Source organism: Terriglobia bacterium (assembly GCA_020073205.1).
Classification (GTDB): domain Bacteria; phylum Acidobacteriota; class Polarisedimenticolia; order Polarisedimenticolales; family JAIQFR01; genus JAIQFR01.
Genome location: JAIQFR010000005.1, coordinates 51,669 through 68,579, shown reverse-complemented (window position 1 = coordinate 68,579; position 16,911 = coordinate 51,669). Strand labels below are relative to the sequence as shown.

Here is a 16,911-nt window from a genome sequence, read left to right as displayed (position 1 = left end):
GACTCTCAGCTCCGGCGCAGGTCCAGGGAGCCGCCGGCGGGCTCGGGACCGTGGGCGATCTCGCGTCCGATGAGGTACACCGCCAGGATCCCGAGCACGGTGTACATCCCCGCGAACCCGATGAGCGTGAACGTGGCGTTGCCGGCGGAGACCGCGGTCGAATAGCCCTCCGCCGTCCTCATCAGGCCGTAGATCACCCACGGCTGGCGACCCACCTCCGCGGTGATCCACCCCGCGGTGTTCGCGATGAACGGGAAGGGGAAGGCGAGCATCAGGACCCAGAGCGCCGGCCGCGAGGCGTACAGCGACCCCCGGTAGAGCTCGAACGCCGAGAACACCATGATCGCGATGAAGATCGAGCCGAGCCCGACCATCACGTGGTAGGCGTAGTAGAGGAGCGGTATGTTGTCGGGCCAGCTCTCCGGCGGGAAGTCGTCGAGGCCCTTCACCTCGGCGTTCCAGCGCCGGTACGTGAGGAAGCTGAGCATCTTCGGGACGGTGAGCGGGTTGTCCAGGCGCCGCCGCTCGACGTCGGGCTGGCCGACAATCGCGAGAGGAGCGCCAGCCTCGGTCCTGAACAGGCCTTCCATCGCCGCGAGCGTCGCGGGCTGGTGACGGGCCACCATCTGTCCCTGGCCGTCGCCGGTGGGGAAGACCTGTAGGAGCGAGGCGATCGTCCCTGCGATCACGCCGAGCCGAACGAACAGCTTGCCGTACCCGCCGTGGCGCTCCTGGAGGAGGTACAGGGAGCCCACCGCCGCCATCGCGAACGAGGCGGTGACCGTCGAGCCGGCCATCGTGTGGGCGTACTGCCAGAGCCCCCAGGGGTTCAGCAGGAGCCCCCCGAGGCTGGCGAGCAGGATCTTGCCGTCCGCGGCGACCGCGTGGCCGGCGGGGTGCTGCATGAAGGCGTCCGTGACGACGATGAAGTAGCCCGAGACCCAGGAGCCGAGGAAGACGAGGAAGGCGCTGGCGGTGTGGAGCCGCGGTCCGAGCCGCTTCTCGCCGAACAGGAACAGGCCGAGGAAAGTCGACTCGAGGAAGAACGCGAAGGTCCCCTCCATCGCCAGCGTTTGCCCGATCACGCCTCCTGCGGCCTTCGAGAACTCAGACCAGTTCGTCCCGAACTGGAATTCCAGCGGGATCCCGGTGACGACCCCCATCGTGAAGCTCACCGCGAAGACCTTCCCCCAGAAGCGCGCGGCCCGGTTGTGATCTTCCTCGCCGGTGCGGAGCGCCATCACCTTGAGGACGAACAGCAGGAGCGCGAGCCCCATGGTGAGCTGGGGAAACAGGTAGTGGAACGTCGCGGTGAAGGCGAAGTGGAGCCGGTGCACGGTGAGCGCGCTGTCCATGTCGGCCTCCTCCCCTCGGCGCTCAACCGACGGCTGTTGGCTGGGGAGCAGGGATTCGAACCCCGATTCTACGGTCCAGAGCCGCATGTCCTACCATTGGACGACTCCCCAGCAGGCTCCGGAGTGCGGGCAGATTATAGGAACCGCGTCCGACTCGGTCAAGGAAGCTTGCCGGATCGTCCGCCGCGTTGCTATCGTTCCCGCCGGCCGCCCGGACCCGTGAGCCGTCCGCTCGGGGGGGGCGAGGTCCTCGAAGAGGGCCCGGGAGACGAGCATGAGCGATGTGGTCCGCGTCCGGTTCGCTCCCAGCCCGACCGGATTCCTCCACGTCGGCGGGCTCAGGACCGCGCTGTACAACTACCTGTTCGCACGGCGGTCCGGCGGGAGATTCGTGCTCAGGATCGAGGACACCGATCGCAGCCGTCACGTCCCCGGCGCGGTCGAGATGATCATCGACTCGCTCCGCTGGGCGGGGCTCAAGTACGACGAGGGACCGGAGACCGGGGGACCGCACGCCCCGTACTTCCAGTCGGAGAGGCTCACGCACTATCGGGACGCGGCCGATCGTCTCGTCGCGTCCGGCCGGGCGTATCCCTGCTTCTGCACCGCCGAGCGGCTCGAGGCGATGCGCAAGGACCGCCGGAAGGACCAGCAATCCACGAAATACGACCGTCGATGCCTTCAGCTCCCGCCGCAGGAGGTCGCGGCGAAGAGCGCCGCCGGGGAGCCGTGCGTGATTCGGATGAGAATCCCCGACGAGCGGGCGGTGGTCGTCTCGGACATCGTCCGGGGCCGGGTCGAGTTCCTGACCGAGATCCTCGACGACCAGATCCTCCTGAAGTCCGACGGCTACCCCACGTATCACTTGGCGAACGTCGTGGACGACCACCTGATGGAGATCACCCACGTCATCCGCGGCGAGGAGTGGCTTCCCAGCACGCCCAAGCACGTGCTCCTCTACCGCCACCTCGGGTGGGACCCGCCCCGCTTCGCGCACCTGCCGCTCCTCCTCGGCGCCGACCGCTCGAAGCTCAGCAAGCGGCAGGCGGACGTGTCGGTCTCCGACTATCGCGCGCAGGGGTACTATCCGGAGACGCTGGTGAACTTCGTGGCGCTCCTCGGCTGGAACCCCGGGTACGACCGCGATTTCTTCACGCTCCCCGATCTGGTGGACGAGTTCACGCTGGAGCGCGTCAACAAGTCCGGCGCGATCTTCGACCTCGAGAAGCTCCGGTGGCTCAACGCGGAGTACCTGAGGCGGCGGTCGCCCGGCGAGCTGGTCGGCGAGCTGAAGCCTCTCCTCGATGCGAGGGGCGTCGCGGGGTTCGACGACGCGTATCTCCTGCGGGTCGTCGACCTGATGCGGGAGCGGATCACGTTCGTCCGCGAGATCCTGGAGAAGGCCGGCTGGTTCTTCGTCGACCCGGCCGGGTACGAGCCGGAGACCGTGGCGAAGCGATGGAGACCCGGGAGCCGCGACTTGCTGGCGAAGCTCCTCGCGTCCGTCGAGGCCGTGGCCCCGTTCGACGCCGCGTCGCTCGAAGCGGTCGTGAAGACCTTCGCGGAGCGGGAGGGAGTGAAGGTCAGCGACCTCGTGCACCCGCTCCGGCTCGCCTGCACGGGGGTCGGCGCCGGCCCCGGGCTCTACGCGCTGATGGAGACGCTGGGCCGGGAAGTCTGCGTGCGCCGTATCCGCACGGCCCTCGAAGCGCTGAAGTAGTAATTCTGAGGAAGTAACCGCAGATCGCGAGGGCCGATCCGCGGCCCTCGCGATCTGCGGTTGCGGGGTCCGGGGCGGAGCCCCGGCGGCTCCGGAGCTGCCGTGAGCCTCCGGGGGTTCCACCCCCGGCTCCATCTTGAGAGCCACTAGATCCGGCCGCGTTGTCGCCCTCTCCACCGCTGTCCTATAATCCCGCGCCACGTTCCGGGCATGCGACGTTCGAATTCCCTCGAGCACGGAGGTCGCGGTGAAGATCCACGAGTACCAGGCGAAGGCCATCCTGAGCCGGCACGGAGTGCCCGTGCCGAGGGGGGAAGTCGCGTTCACCCCCGCCGAGGTCAGGGAGATCGCGAACAAGCTGGGCGGTCGTGTCGTCGTCAAGGCCCAGATCCACGCAGGAGGCCGCGGGAAGGGGACGTTCAAAGACCGCGCGACGGGCGCTCCGGTGCTGCGCCCGGACGGGACCAAGCCGCTCGGGGGCGTCGTCGTCGTGGACGGCCGAGACGCCGCGGAGTTGGTCGCCCGGCGGATGCTCGGCAATGTCCTGGTGACGAAGCAGAGCGGGGCCGACGGGAAGGAGGTCCGCCGAGTCCTGGTCGAGGAGGCCATGGACATCGCGCGCGAGTACTACCTCGCGCTCCTCCTGGACCGGGCGGCGCGGTCGCTGGTGTTCATCGCGAGCGCGGAGGGCGGGACGGAGATCGAGGAGGTCGCGGCGAGCCGCCCCGACGCGATCCTGAAGGTGCCGCTCGATCCCAAGGCGGGCTTCTCCCCCTGGATCGGCCGCAAGATCGCCTTCGGCCTCGGGATGAAGTCCGATCTGGTGTCCCGGACCGGAAAGCTCGTGGGCGCCCTCTCGCAGGCGTTCACCGCCACGGATGCCTCCCTCGCCGAGATCAACCCCCTGATCGTCACGGGGGGCGGACGGGTGCTGGCGCTCGACGCCAAGATGAACTTCGACGACAACGCGCTCTTCCGCCATCCCGACGTGGCCGGCCTCAGGGACCTCGACGAGGAGGACCCCCTGGAGGTCGAGGCGTCGAAGTACGGCCTGAACTACATCAAGCTCGACGGGACCGTCGGGTGCATGGTCAACGGTGCCGGCCTCGCCATGGGGACCATGGACATCATCAAGCACCACGGGGGCAACCCGGCGAACTTCCTCGACGTCGGAGGAGGCGCGACCACCGAGACCGTCACCGCCGCGTTCGAGATCCTCATGAAGGACCGCGGCGTGAAGGCGGTCCTGGTGAACATCTTCGGCGGGATCATGAGGTGCGACGTCGTCGCGGAGGGGGTCGTCGCCGCGGCGCGAAAGGTCGGCGTCGCGGTGCCGATGGTGGTGCGGCTCGAAGGAACGAACGTGGAGAGGGGACGGGAGATCCTGCGGGACTCCGGCCTCACGTTCGTCGTGGCGGACGGGATGAAGGACGCGGCGGAGAAGGTTGTCGCCGCGGCGGCGGGGAGGTAGCGATGGCCGTCCTGGTGGGCACCGAGACGAGGCTCTTGGTCCAGGGGATCACCGGAGGCGAGGGGACGTTCCACACGCGCAAGGCGGTGGAGTACGGCACGAAGGTGGCGGCGGGGGTCACGCCGGGCAAGGGAGGGGCGACCCTGGACGGCATTCCGGTGTTCGACACGGTCGACGAGGCCGTGCGGTTGACCGGCGCGAACGCCAGCGTGATCTTCGTCCCGCCGCCGTTCGCCGCCGACGCGATCCTCGAGGCGGCGTCCGCCCTGATCCCGCTGGTGGTGTGCATCACCGAGGGGATTCCGACCCTCGACATGGTCCGGGTCATGACGTTCCTCGAGGGGAAAACGACGAGACTCATCGGCCCCAACTGCCCCGGGATCATCTCCCCGGGCCGATGCAAGATCGGGATCATGCCGGGGCACATCCACCGGCCCGGCCCCGTGGGCGTCGTCTCCCGCTCGGGCACCCTGACCTACGAGGCGGTGGACCAGCTGACCCGCCTCGGCATCGGCCAGTCCACCTGCGTCGGCATCGGCGGCGACCCGATTCCCGGCACGAACTTCATCGACATGCTGGCGCTGTTCCAGGCCGACCCGGAGACCCGCGCCGTGGTCATGATCGGCGAGATCGGGGGGACCGCCGAGGAGGAGGCCGCGGCGTTCGTGAAGGCGCACGTCACGAAGCCGGTGGTCGCGTTCGTCGCCGGTCAGACCGCCCCTCCGGGGCGACGGATGGGACACGCCGGCGCGATCATCGCCGGCGGGAAGGGGACCGCCGCGGAGAAGATGAAGGCGCTCCGGGAGGGGGGGATCGCGGTTGTTTTGACCCCGGCGGCGATCGGTGAAACCGTGATGAAGGCACTCGCAGAGCGAGGCGGGGAGACGGGATGACGCACCACGTTCAGAGGACGCTGGCGATCGTGAAGCCGGACGCCGTGGAGCAGCGCGTCGCCGGGAAGGTGATCGCGCGGATCGAGGCCGAGGGGTTCCGGATCGCGGCGCTCAGAATGGTCCGACTGGGCATGGCCGAGGCGGAGGGGTTCTACGCGGTCCACCGCGGCAAGCCGTTCTTCGCGAGCCTGACCTCGTTCATGTCGTCGGGGCCGGCCATCGTCGTGGTCCTGGAGAGGGAGGACGCGATCTCGAGGTGGCGCGAGATCATGGGCTCCACGAACCCCTCCAACGCTGCGCCGGGGACGCTGCGCAAGGAGCTCGCGACCTCCGTCGAGCGGAACGTCGTCCACGGCTCGGACGCCCCCGAGACCGCCGCGTTCGAGATCGCCTACTTCTTCGGCGGGGTCGATCTGCTGGGGTAGGCGATCGGCCTCCGGTCCCGGTTCACGCGGCAAAGAAAAGGGGGAGCCCCGGCGGGCTCCCCCTCGAAGTTCGATTGGTGCGACCGGGATTCTAGAAGCTCCACCTCAGCGACACGCGCGCGCTGCGCGGAGCCGCGTAGGTGTCAGCCCTGCCGTAGTTAGGATTCCGCGTGGCCTGACTGAGCTCCAGGACGTCGTCCCAGGTATCGCCTTCCTGGGTGTTGAACAGGTTGAACACGTCGAGACCCAGGTTGATGTTGCTGTTCTTCCAATGGGTCTTGAGATTGTAGGAGACGTGGAAGTCGATCGTGGTACTGTCCGGCGTGCGGCCACTGAAGTCGCGCTTCACCGTGGCGTAGCTGTAAAGGAACTGGTTGTTACCCGTGAGCGGGTTGGTGATGACCTCATCCACCTGCCCAGTGGTCGCCGAGGGCGGGTTGTACGGCGTGAACACCAGTTGCCCGTTCTGCGCCTGGCCGGTAGACATCTGGCTGGGCAGAGCCCCGATCCCATTTGACAGCACCAGGAAAGGTGCGCCGACCGCCGCCTCCGTATACTGCCCCGGGAATCCCGGGACCGGCACGAGGTTCATGCGTTGTAGCCAGGAGCCATACACCGGGTCGGTCCCCGGGACCTCCCCGACGCCAGGAAGTTGGTAGAAGTCGTTCGGGTGCACGAGCTGCGGGAACCGCGGCACACCCGTGGACCAGGTGAGAGCCGCGCCCATGCTGAGGCCGTTCTTGAACTGGTAGGTCGCGAACACTTTCAGGTTGTGCTTGACGTCGGTATTCAGCGGGCCGGCGATGAACTGCCCGTGCATCAGGGGCGAATCGGGAAAGTCGTAGAGCGACGTGATGTTCGGGTCGTCCTGGCCGTTGTCGTTCCTGAGGAGCCCCTCGTAGTTACCGATAAGCTGGCCGTAGCGGTATGACGCCCACATCACCCAGTTGTCAGAGAACCGCTTGTTGAAGATGACCTCGAAGGCGTCATAGTCGCGCCTCGGCTTGGGGAAGTCCGGGAAGCCGGGACCGCCGAGCTGGGCTATCGCGGAACCGCTGTTCTGGGACGGGTTGCCGAGGACGTAATTCCCGAAATCGTTCGACAGGTAACTCGGGTACGGATTGAACGTCGCTCCAGGGATGGCCTCGCTGCCCCAGTACAGATTATCGATCTCCTCCTGTGGGACGTAGGAGAAGTCCTCGATAATCCTACCGATGCGGCGGTGGATGTACCGGAGATCCACGCTCATATTCGCCGACAACTCCCGGGAGTAGCCGAGCAGCATCTCTTCCGTGTAAGGGAGCTTGGTCCCGCTCCAGACCTGGGTCGGGCTCGAGCCCGTGACGGTCAGGACCGCCTGGCAGAGCGCGGTCCCGCCGCCCGCGACCGGACAATTCGAGGTCGCGGCGGGCTGGGTCAGGTTCGCGTCGAGCCATCGCTGGCTCATGTCGACCTCGTTGGAGAACGCACGGTAGGCGAGGTCCTGGGTCAAGCGCTGAACCATCTTCGAGTAGTTAGCATAGACTTTGTGACGGCCGTCGCCGCGGACGTCCCACGTCACGCCGACGCGGGGAGCCCATTCCTGCGGGAAGGTCACGGCCTCGGGGTTTTCGGGCGTGGGCGTATTGGGATCCACCAGTCTGGCGCGGCTGACGGTCGTATTGCGGCTAATAAAGCTGAAGGGCAGCGCGAACGGGGCGCCGCCCGAGACGTTCTCCTTCGTGTGGCGCACGCCGACCTTCAGCGTCCAGCGGGGCGTGATAGACCAGGTGTCCTGAAGGAAGAAGTTGTCCTCGGTGTTGTGCGTGAGCACACCGAGAGGACTGGTCCGGGACCGCTGCACCGTATAAACCGGCACTGTCGACTCGTCAGGGAGTGTGGTTTGCTCGAAGGTCAAGAAGGCACCCGTTGTGCTCGGCTGTTGATAGTACTCGCCGCTCCAGACATACTTGCCGGATGCATCGTCGAAGACGCCGATCGGGAGGTTTTGGGTGAATGTCGGACCGGTCTCTTTGCCCGCCTCGGTGTACTCCACTTTGTCCTGCTGCCAGCCGCCCTTGATCTCGTGGTTGCCGATCACGTACGTCAGCTTGAGGGCGTACTGGTCCACGTTCTCGTCGGTGTCCGGCGTGAAGCCGAGGCCGCCACTGACGAGGCCACCAGGTATGTCGAGATTCTCCAGCTCGAAGAGCTCCTGGGCCTGTTCCTTCAGCTTCGACTTGTGGCGCGCCACCAATCCGTCGACGAAGAAGTTCGACGTGATGGCTCCGGCGTACTTCAGCGAGACGTTGTTGCCGCCGTAGTCCAGCTTGGAGAACCCCTGCTCGCCGACGCGGCGAATCGCGGTGCCGAGCTGTGGCCCGAGCTTGCCCGTGGAGGGATCGCCGAAGGCGGTCACCTCGAAGCGATGGTTCGGGGTCATGTACCACGAGAACTTCGCCGCATAGTTGTCGTTGTCCCGCGTGCGGACCGCGGTGCGGCCGAAGCTCGTCTGGGCCGGGTCGTAGTAGACCTTCTCGCCGTCGACGATCGCGTAGAGCGCCGTCGGGTCGAGTCCGGTGCGCTCGAACGTGGTCTTGGTCTCGACCGGGTTGTACGCGGCGAACCAGAACAGCCTGTCCTTGAGGATCGGGCCACCCAGCGACAGGCCGATGTCCTGCTGCTGCCGGTCCTTGATGGGGACCGCGTCGGGGAACGTGTACACCAGCTTCCGCTCGCTCTCGAATGACGTCGGCTGGGAGTAGATCGCGACCTGGCCGGAGAGGTTGTTCGTCCCGCTCTTAACCACGGCGTTCACAACGCCGCCGGTGGCCTGGCCGAACTCCGCCTCGAAACCGGCTTCCTTGACCTCGACCTGGTCGATGAAGTCGTTGGTCACCCCGGACCCCAGCGAGCCGTACCGGCGGTTGTAGGAGCCGATGCCGCCGTAGCCGGAGTTCGTGATGTTGACGCCGTCCACCAGGTACGAGTTCTCGAGCCCGGAGGATCCGGAGATCGAGTAGTTGCCCGCCCCGGAGTTCAGCCCGCTCACCACGCCGGGGGAGAGAGTGAACATCGCGGAGAAGTTCCGGCCGAGCGGGATGTAATCCACCATGCTGCTCACAGAAATGGTCGCGCCCACGGACGTGTTCTTCATGTCCACGATGGGCGCTTCCGAGGTGACGGTGACCGTCTCGACCCTGCCACCGCTCAGCTTGAACGGGACCTGGGTGCGCTTGTTGATGTTCACCTGGACGCCGCTCTGCACGACGGTGCCGAAGCCGTGCGCCTCGGCCTTCACCAGGTAGGTGCCCGCCGGCAGGGACCGGACGGAGAAGCGGCCGTCCGCGTCGGAGACCGCGGTGTGGTGGCCCTGAGGTCCATCCACCGAGATCGCCGCCCCCTCGACCGGTCTGCCCTTGTCGTCCTTGACGACTCCCTCGACGATCCCCGTGGTCAGCTCTTGCGCGAATGCCCATCCGCACAGGAAACAGACCATGAAGGCGGCGAGGGCGACATGACCTCTACTCCATCGCCTCATGCTTTTCTCCTCCTCCTGGACGCGGGAAGCCAGCCCGGCATTCCCAGATTCGGTGCCTCCCCACGGTCCGCACCGCGGGTGATTGGCGACTCAAGGCTCCCTCCTCCCGGACCCTCCGAGCCTGGACGGGGACACACCATCCCCGCCTGTGGCCTGGACGCAGCAAGAAGCATTCCCCGGGACCCGGATCGCCGGGCGTCCTGTTTTCGTTGGCCTTGCAGCCTTGTTGCTGAAAGCGCGAACCGTGTGATGCCAACTATTTGGACGCATCCAACGGTTTGGACGGAACCATGACGGTGAGGGGTCGCTCTTGATGCGACGACGTCGCGGAAGCGGAATCCTTCGCGTCCACGCGCAGGACGTAAGCCCCTGTTCCAAGCTCACTGAGGTCGAGGCGCGCCACCACGTCAAACGCGCCTTCTTCCGTGGCCTGCTTGAAGTACGCGAGCTGCACCGGCGGGAGCACCTCGGCCCCACCGGCCGCGGGCGAAAGCACGTAGTCGAGGGAGAGTCCGCGGGGCATGGACGTGCCCGGGTCCATCGCGGCGTGATAGACGCGAAAGAACAACGTGACGGGCTTCGAGGGGTCGAGCGACGGCGACGACTCTCCCGCGACACGCCAACCGTTGGCGAGCTTGAACGGGTCCGCGGTGGCTCGGTCGACGGCGGCGGCGTCGGATCCACCGGCAGTGAAAACGTCCGCCACCAGGGGCGGGAGCGACGAGGCTTCTCCCGACATCGCGAGGCCCGAGAGGCGGAGGCCGCTCGATGCGAGATCGGGGACGGCGGCGGGCCCGAGCCAGGTCGCCTCGATGCCCAGCCCGTTCAGGCGGACCCAAGCTTCGAGGTCATAGCGTCCCGGCGCCACCTCGATGGCCTCCATGATTCGGAAACCGTCACGAAGCGCGTTCTCCATCGAGGGCTTGCCGGATACCCGGTACGAGCGCTCCTTCCGCGCGATCTCGACCCCCCCCGCGCGCACCACGACCCTCGTGGAGACGTCGAGCGAGAACCCGCCGCCGGGCGAGCGGATCGGAGCGACGGCGCCATCGAGGAACAATGGAAAGGTCAGCAGCGTCTTGCCGTCGCGGCCCGCGAACGGGACCGGCACGCAGCGGAGCCTGTGGGCGATCTCGCCTTCCGCCGTCGATGCGGCCGCCGGCCGCGCCGGGATCCGTGCCGCTCCGGGGCTCGAGGCGCCGGCAACCGCGGGCTGTAGGTCCCGAGTCCAGTTGTACCGGCCGCGGCGAGCGATGATCCGGACCCCTTTGCGGTTCGTCGAAACGTCGATCGATCGGTACCGGTCTCGCCGGGGAGGGGCGTCGGCGCTCGCCGCGCCGCCGAACTCCGGGGGACGCCAGCCGATCAGGTAGAAATGCCGTGTGTCGTCGTCGACCGCGCCGAACGACCGCTCGTAATCTCGGCCGGCAAGGAACCGGCCTCCGGACTCGTTGGAGAGGACCGCCAGGATCTGGTTCTGGGCCGACACCGAATCCCCGCCCGGGCCCATTCCGGTTCCCATCCTCTCCAAGAAGTCGGCGGGGAGCCCGAGTTGGTCGGCGATGACCCGGTTGCTCACGCCTTGGGTGACGTCCCCCAGGATCTTCTCCTCGCCGATGTCCATGCCGTAGATGGACGCCCGCGCCCGCTCGAGCGCCCGGATGGCCTCCCGGAACTCCAGCGTGAAACCGAGGTTCGCGGCTTCTTCGCGGGTCGGAACCAGCGGGAATCCGCCCGAGAAAAGGACCAGGGTCTTCCGCCCCGGCACGGGCTCGAGCGCCTGGGCGAGGGACGCGAGCGACATGTAGAACTGCCGTCGCTCGGCGGCCGCTTGGCTGGCGCCGAACTGCGCCTGGGTCAACAACCGGTCCTCGATTTCGGTCTTGTTGCCGAGGAGGCCGGTGCGAAGGGCGTTATCGGTGATCTGCTCGCCCAGCGACTCCCCGCCGAAGTAACGGATCTGCTCCAGCGCCTCGTCGAGGCCGGTCCGGTCCGACGTGAAGAAAGTGATCGCTCGGAGGAACGGGGACATCTCGTAGACCGCCGCCGCGTCCGTCGCGCCCATCTTCGTCCGCACGAACTCCTTCGCGGCGCGGCGCGCCTGCACGAGGCGCAGCGCGGACGTGTTGTTGTAACCGTCGAAGACCAGTACGAATCGGCGCTGACTCTCCCCGGGTCTCGCCGCGCCGCCGGCCGGTGCGAGTGGCGCCGACGGCATTGGAGGCTTCGAGGCGGCCTGCCGGTCGGGCTCCGCGGCTTCCCCGCCGGGCGCGAGTTCTGCCGGCGCGGCGGGGGCAGGTCCCACGAGATCGATCTCGTCGAAGCTGGCGATGGGAAGGACCTGGCCGTCCTCGCGGACGGTGAAGTCGTCTCGCGTCAACCCCTTCACGTGCCGCCCGCCGCGGTCCACCGCCACCACCTCGACCAGCACCAGAGAGACGGTGACCTTCTCGGTCAGTCCGGTCGAGCGCGGACCTTCCACCCGGGGCGCCGGTCCGGCGGCCGGCGGAGTCTCCCCCGCGGTGGACGCGAGCCCGAGAGCGACAGGAGACAGCGCGAGGAGCACCCGGGCGGCAAGGCGCCGACCCCCGGACCTGCGGCGTCCGTCCCGAGCTCTCTTCATGCGCCCGCGGCTCCCCGCCAAGGTCCGCTACGTCTTGTTGCTGATCTTCTTGATCAGCTCCTTGACCTCGGCCGCATCGGGCGCCTGAGGGGCCAGCTCGAGGTAGCGCTGAAGCTCCGACACCGCCTTGTCCAACTGGCCGAGGTTGACCTGGCAGTAGCCGAGCTGGCGGTGCGCGTCGGGCAGCTTCGGATCGAGCTCCACCGCGCGGGCGAACGCGACGGAAGCCGCCTCGGCGTTCCCACGGTTCCAGCTCTGCACGCCGATGTTGAATTGCACGTTGGCGTCGTTCTTCACGCTGTCGGGGGCGATCGCGAGCAGCGCCTTGACCTCGTCCTCCTTCCGCTGCCTCAGGTAGATCTCCAGGAGCTGGGTGAAGGCGACGTCGTTCGCGGGGTCGATCTCGATGACCTTGCGGAGGGCCTGGACCAGATCGTCGTCCCGGTGCATCTTCTTGGCCACCATGGCGACCCGGACGTACGCGTCCCGCTTGAGACCGTTGTCCTGGGCGGTCTCGGCCTCCTTGCGGTAGTCGGCGAGGGCGGTCTCGTCGTCCCCCTTCTTCTCGAGGATCGCCCCGCGCAGGAGGTGGGCGCCGGGGAATGTGTCCTCGGCGGCGATCGCCTTGTCGATCTCGGCTCCCGCGTCCGAGTCCTTGCCGTCCTGCAGGTCGAGGTAGGCCGCGAGGTACAGGAGCTTGGGATCGTTCGGCGCGGTCTCGAGGCTCCGGCCGATCTCCTTGCGCGCTTTCGCGGAATCCCCCTTCTGGACCAGGCCCACGAGGTCTCCGGTGCCCATGACCGCGATTCCGGTCCCGAACTCGCCGGACCCGCTCGTCGACGGCGAGAGCGTCATGTCGTAGATCACCGTGTCCGTGTCGCCCACGGTGATCGGGGGCAGCTTGGCGCCGGGCTCGAGAGGTCCTTTGAAGTCGAAGGTCTTCTTGTTGTCCTTGTTGCGAATGAGGATGTCCACCGCCGATACGCGCCACCCCTCGGCGGTGACGCGGATCGTGTAGTCGCCGCCGTCCACCATGGCGAAGAAGTACTGCCCCTTCTTCTTCGTCTTGGACTCGAGGGTCGGATCCCCCGGCGCCGAGGGTTCGAGCTTCACGACCGCGTCATTCACCGGCTCGCCGGACGCGTTGACGACCTTACCCGACACCTTGGAAGCGGCGTGGACCCGCGACGCGACGCTGCACGTGACGAGAAGGACGACGACGAGGGGCAGGGCACGCTTGTGCATCAGTTCACCTCGCGACGATCGGCCGTGGAAGCCATCCGGCCGGCGGCGGCTCGGGCCACGCGGCGGACGTGAATCTCCTTCAAGATCTCCTGCGGCAGGTCGCCCTCCGGCGCCTGGTTCACCAGGTTAGCACATCGTCCGGGCCGGGCGGCGGCGGCGGACCGGCGCGGCTCGGAGGGGAGCGATTTTCTGCTAGCATCCCTCCGATGGCCAGCTTCCGCAGGCTCCTGCGGTACACGAAGCCCTACCTGGGCCAGATGGCCGCCGCCGCGCTGATGCTGGCGGTGGCCGGCGCGTTGATGTCCGCGGTGGTGGCGACCGTGAAGCCGCTGATCAACCAGGTGTTGGCGCCGGCGGCCGCGCCGCAGGCCGCGGCGCTGGCTTCCCCGGACGTCGCGGGGCCCGACATCCTCGCCAGGATCCGGACGTGGCTCCGGGCAGGACCGTGGTCGGCCTGGCTTCAGAAGGGCGCGTACGTCCAGGTCCCGGTCCTGCTGGTCCTGGTGTTCTTCGTTCGCGGGATCTTCCTGTACTTCGGCGAGTACCTGACCACCAAGTCCGGGGCGTCGGTGATTCGCGACCTGAGGGCGGACCTGTACGAGTCGGTCACCTACCAATCGCTCAAGTTCTTCCAGGCGAATCCGACCGGCGTGATCCTCTCCCGCATCCTCAACGACGTCCAGCGGCTCCAGTGGCTGACCACCGCGGTGTTCGCCGACCTGATCCGGGTCGGGACCATGGTCCCCTTCATGCTCGTCGTCGCATTCGTCCACGATTGGCGGGTCTCGCTCTTCGCCCTCGTGGTCCTCCCGCTCCTGGCCTGGCCGATGGTGCGCCTCGGCAGGCGGCTGAGACGCGCCTCGACCCGGTCGCAGGAGACCATGGCGGAGGCGGCGAGCCTCGTCTCCGAGGCGGTGGGAGGGGCGAAGGTCGTCCAAGGCTTCGCGATGGAGCGTTTCGAGATCGAGCGGTTCCGCGGGACCCTCGATCGGATGCTGAGGGCGGACCTCAAGGCCGGTCGGGCCGCGGCGCTGGCGCCGGCCGCGATGGAGATCGTCGGCGCGATGGCGGGTGCCGTCTTGTTCTACTACGCGGGGCGCCAGATCCACCGGGGCACGCTCGACGCGGGCAACTTCGCGGTGGTGCTGGCGTCTCTCGGTTTCCTGTTCATCTCCGTCCGCAAGCTCAACCAGCTGAACGTGTACTTCCAGCAGGCCCTCGCCGCCGCCAGCCGCGTTTTCGACATGATGGACCGCGAGCGCGACGTCCGGAACGCCCGGGAGGCGAAGCCGCTTCACCCGTTCCGGGGCGAGATCCGATTCGAGCGGGTGGATTTCGCCTACGAGGGCGAGAAGGTGCTCGACGGGGTCCGCCTCGTCCTCCGGAAAGGGGAGGTGGTCGCGCTGGTCGGAGCGTCGGGGTCGGGCAAGACCACCCTGGCGAACCTCGTGCCGCGCTTTTACGATCCGACGGCGGGAGCGGTACTCGTTGACGGGCAGGACGTCCGCGGCGTGACGCTCGCATCGCTCCGGTCGCAGATCGGCCTCGTGACCCAGGAGACGGTACTCTTCGACGACACGGTCCGGAACAACATCGCGTACGGCCGCGCCGACGCGCCGCTCGATCGGGTGATCGACTCGGCGCGTGCCGCCCACGCCCACGAATTCATCGAGGCCCTTCCCGACGGCTACGACACCATGCTCGGCGAGCGGGGCACGCGGCTCAGCATGGGGCAGCGGCAGCGGATCACCATCGCGCGCGCGCTCCTCAAGGACCCGCCGATCCTGATCCTCGACGAGGCGACGTCCGCTCTCGACTCCGAGTCCGAGATGCTCGTGCAGCAGGCCCTCGAGGTGCTGATGGAGGGACGGACCAGCCTCGTGATCGCTCACCGGCTCTCCACCGTGAGGAGGGCGGACCGGATCGTCGTGCTCCAGGAAGGCCGGATCGTCGAGGAAGGCACCCACCGCGAGCTGCTCGACCGGGGCGGCGTGTACGCCCGCCTCCACTCCCTCCAGTTCCAGGAAGCCCCGCCTTGACCCCGCTCCGCCCGGGACGCGCGGAGGTCCGGCGGGACCTCCTGGCCCTCGGGTTCGGGGCGGCAGTGCTCTTCTTCGTTTCCCTCGGGGCGCGCGACCTCTGGCAGCCGAACGAGCCCACGTACGGCCAAGCGGTCGTCGAGATGTCGAAACGCGGCGACTGGATCGTCCCGACGGTGAACGGAAGGGAGTTCGCCGAGAAGCCGGTCCTCTACTACTGGATGGCGCTGGCGGCCGCCGGCGCTCTGGGGGGCGTCGACGAGTTCGTGCTCCGGTTGCCCGCGGCGGCCGCAGGGGTGCTCGGCGTGCTGCTGACCTACCTCCTCGTCGTTCCCGGCGCCGGACGCAGCCGGGCGCGGCTCGCCGCGGTGCTCTTCGGCACGACCTACGGCGTCTACTGGAACTCCCGAGCCGTGCAGATGGACATCTTCGTCGCGGTGTCGACGCTGGCGGTGGTGCTGGCGGTGGTGCGCGTCGCGGACCACGGAGCCGCGCCGCTTCCGGGGTTCGCCCTGGCGGGGCTCGCGGCGGGGCTGGGATTCCTCGCGAAAGGCCCGGTGGCGTGGCTCGGCCCCGCGCTGGTGCTGCTCCCTTACCTTGCCGCGACGCGCCGCCTCGGAGCGCTGCGCTCGTCGTACGCCGCGGTGGGGGTCGCGGTCGGCCTCGCGGTGTCGATGCCGTGGCTCGCCGTCCTCTACATCCGGGGGGAGACCGGCTTCTTGCGGGAGATGCTCCTCCGCCAGAACGTCACGAGGTTCCTCTGGGCGTGGGACCATCGGGCGCCGTTCTGGTATTACCTCGAGTATTTCTGGATCGACATGGCGCCCTGGGCCTGGTTCGTGCCGCTGGCGGCGGCACTCCCGGGACGCGATCACGAGGAGCGACGGCTCGACCTGCTCGCATGGATCTGGGTGGCCGCGATCCTCGCCTTCTTCTCGCTCTCGGAGAGCAAGCGCAGCCCGTACATCCTCCCGATCGCGCCGGCGGTGGCGATCCTCGCGTCCGGGCTGGGCGACCGGCTCGTGGACGGCGCCCTGTCGAAGGCCCGCCGGATCGCTGCTCTCGTCCTTCTCGCCGCGGCGGGGCTCGTGGCCGCGGCCTGCGGGCTCGCGGTGCTCCTCCGGGTGGTGCCGCATTACCCGGAGGTCGCGTCCCAGGGCGAGGCGCTCGGCGGGCTTCTGATCGCCGGCGGGACGGCGATTCTCGCCGCGTTCGCCAGCCGCGCGCGCGCGCGCGCTGTGGCGCCCGCGGCGTTCCTCGCGCTCGTGCTGTCCCTCGAGATCCTGGCCGCGGTCTCGCTGTTCCCGGCGGCGAACCGCTTCAAGTCCGCCCGCCCGTTCTGCGAGCAGGTGATCGCGAGGGTCTCGCCGGAGGAGCCCCTCGCGTCCTATCGGTTCTGGGCCTGGCGGGCCAGCTACGCGTTCTACACGCACCGAGCGATCCCCAACCTGGAGTCCGCGAAGGATCTCGCGTCGTTCCTCGCCGCCGGGCGTCGGTCGTTCGTGATCGTCGAGGAGGCGGAGGTGACGGAGGCGAGGAGCGTGCTGGGCGGACGCGAGCCGTTGGTCCGGGCGGAGATCGGCGGGACCACCGCCTACCTCTTTTCGAGCCGTTGAGCGC

10 protein-coding genes and 1 tRNA gene are annotated in these 16,911 nt (G+C 68.1%); 6 read left to right on the top strand and 5 right to left on the bottom strand.

The genetic code is table 11. From position 1 onward, the window contains the following. Positions 1-5: 5 nt before the first annotated feature. Together LAO51_01960 and LAO51_01955 are read right to left on the bottom strand one after the other, a co-directional pair. On the bottom strand, positions 6-1,355 hold the full coding sequence (locus LAO51_01960; GenBank protein ID MBZ5637502.1) for a cytochrome ubiquinol oxidase subunit I: 1,350 nt from the start codon (positions 1,353-1,355) through the stop codon (positions 6-8). Positions 1,356-1,392: 37 nt separating this feature from the next. Next, a tRNA-Gln gene (locus LAO51_01955) sits at positions 1,393-1,466 on the bottom strand. A 163-nt stretch (positions 1,467-1,629) separates the two neighbouring features. On the opposite strand from LAO51_01955, the gene gltX reads away from it, so the two are divergent. The 4 genes from gltX (at position 1,630) to ndk (ending at position 5,864) form a co-directional block, all read left to right on the top strand. Then, a complete protein-coding gene (gene gltX / locus LAO51_01950; protein MBZ5637501.1) occupies positions 1,630-3,075 on the top strand; it encodes a glutamate--tRNA ligase in 1,446 nt (481 codons plus the stop codon). A gap of 247 nt (positions 3,076-3,322) precedes the next feature. Next, on the top strand, positions 3,323-4,546 hold the full coding sequence (gene sucC / locus LAO51_01945) for an ADP-forming succinate--CoA ligase subunit beta (protein MBZ5637500.1): 1,224 nt from the start codon (positions 3,323-3,325) through the stop codon (positions 4,544-4,546). Positions 4,547-4,548: 2 nt separating this feature from the next. Further along, positions 4,549-5,439, top strand: coding sequence for a succinate--CoA ligase subunit alpha (gene sucD, locus LAO51_01940; protein ID MBZ5637499.1), 891 nt, complete (start codon positions 4,549-4,551; stop codon positions 5,437-5,439). Next, positions 5,436-5,864: a nucleoside-diphosphate kinase gene (gene ndk, locus LAO51_01935; protein ID MBZ5637498.1), complete on the top strand. Its 429-nt coding sequence runs from the start codon at positions 5,436-5,438 to the stop codon at positions 5,862-5,864. The genes sucD and ndk overlap by 4 nt, the downstream gene beginning before the upstream one ends. A 91-nt stretch (positions 5,865-5,955) precedes the next feature. Here ndk and LAO51_01930 read toward each other — a convergent pair whose 3' ends face one another. From LAO51_01930 to LAO51_01920, 3 genes are all read right to left on the bottom strand, one after another. Next, positions 5,956-9,384 carry a carboxypeptidase regulatory-like domain-containing protein gene (locus LAO51_01930; GenBank protein ID MBZ5637497.1) on the bottom strand — a complete coding sequence of 1,143 codons (3,429 nt, stop codon included), beginning with the start codon at positions 9,382-9,384 and terminating at the stop codon, positions 5,956-5,958. Positions 9,385-9,640: 256 nt separating this feature from the next. Then, entirely contained in the window at positions 9,641-12,007 is a 2,367-nt protein-coding gene (locus LAO51_01925) for a VWA domain-containing protein (GenBank protein ID MBZ5637496.1), read from the bottom strand. Between the two features lie 27 nt (positions 12,008-12,034). Continuing rightward, positions 12,035-13,252: a tetratricopeptide repeat protein gene (locus LAO51_01920; protein MBZ5637495.1), complete on the bottom strand. Its 1,218-nt coding sequence runs from the start codon at positions 13,250-13,252 to the stop codon at positions 12,035-12,037. A gap of 206 nt (positions 13,253-13,458) precedes the next feature. Between LAO51_01920 and LAO51_01915 the strand changes: the two genes are divergently transcribed. Both LAO51_01915 and LAO51_01910 read left to right on the top strand, forming a co-directional pair. After that, on the top strand, positions 13,459-15,291 hold the full coding sequence (locus LAO51_01915) for an ABC transporter ATP-binding protein/permease (GenBank protein MBZ5637494.1): 1,833 nt from the start codon (positions 13,459-13,461) through the stop codon (positions 15,289-15,291). Continuing rightward, positions 15,288-16,907 carry a glycosyltransferase family 39 protein gene (locus LAO51_01910; GenBank protein MBZ5637493.1) on the top strand — a complete coding sequence of 540 codons (1,620 nt, stop codon included), beginning with the start codon at positions 15,288-15,290 and terminating at the stop codon, positions 16,905-16,907. The genes LAO51_01915 and LAO51_01910 overlap by 4 nt, the downstream gene beginning before the upstream one ends. Positions 16,908-16,911 lie beyond the last annotated feature (4 nt).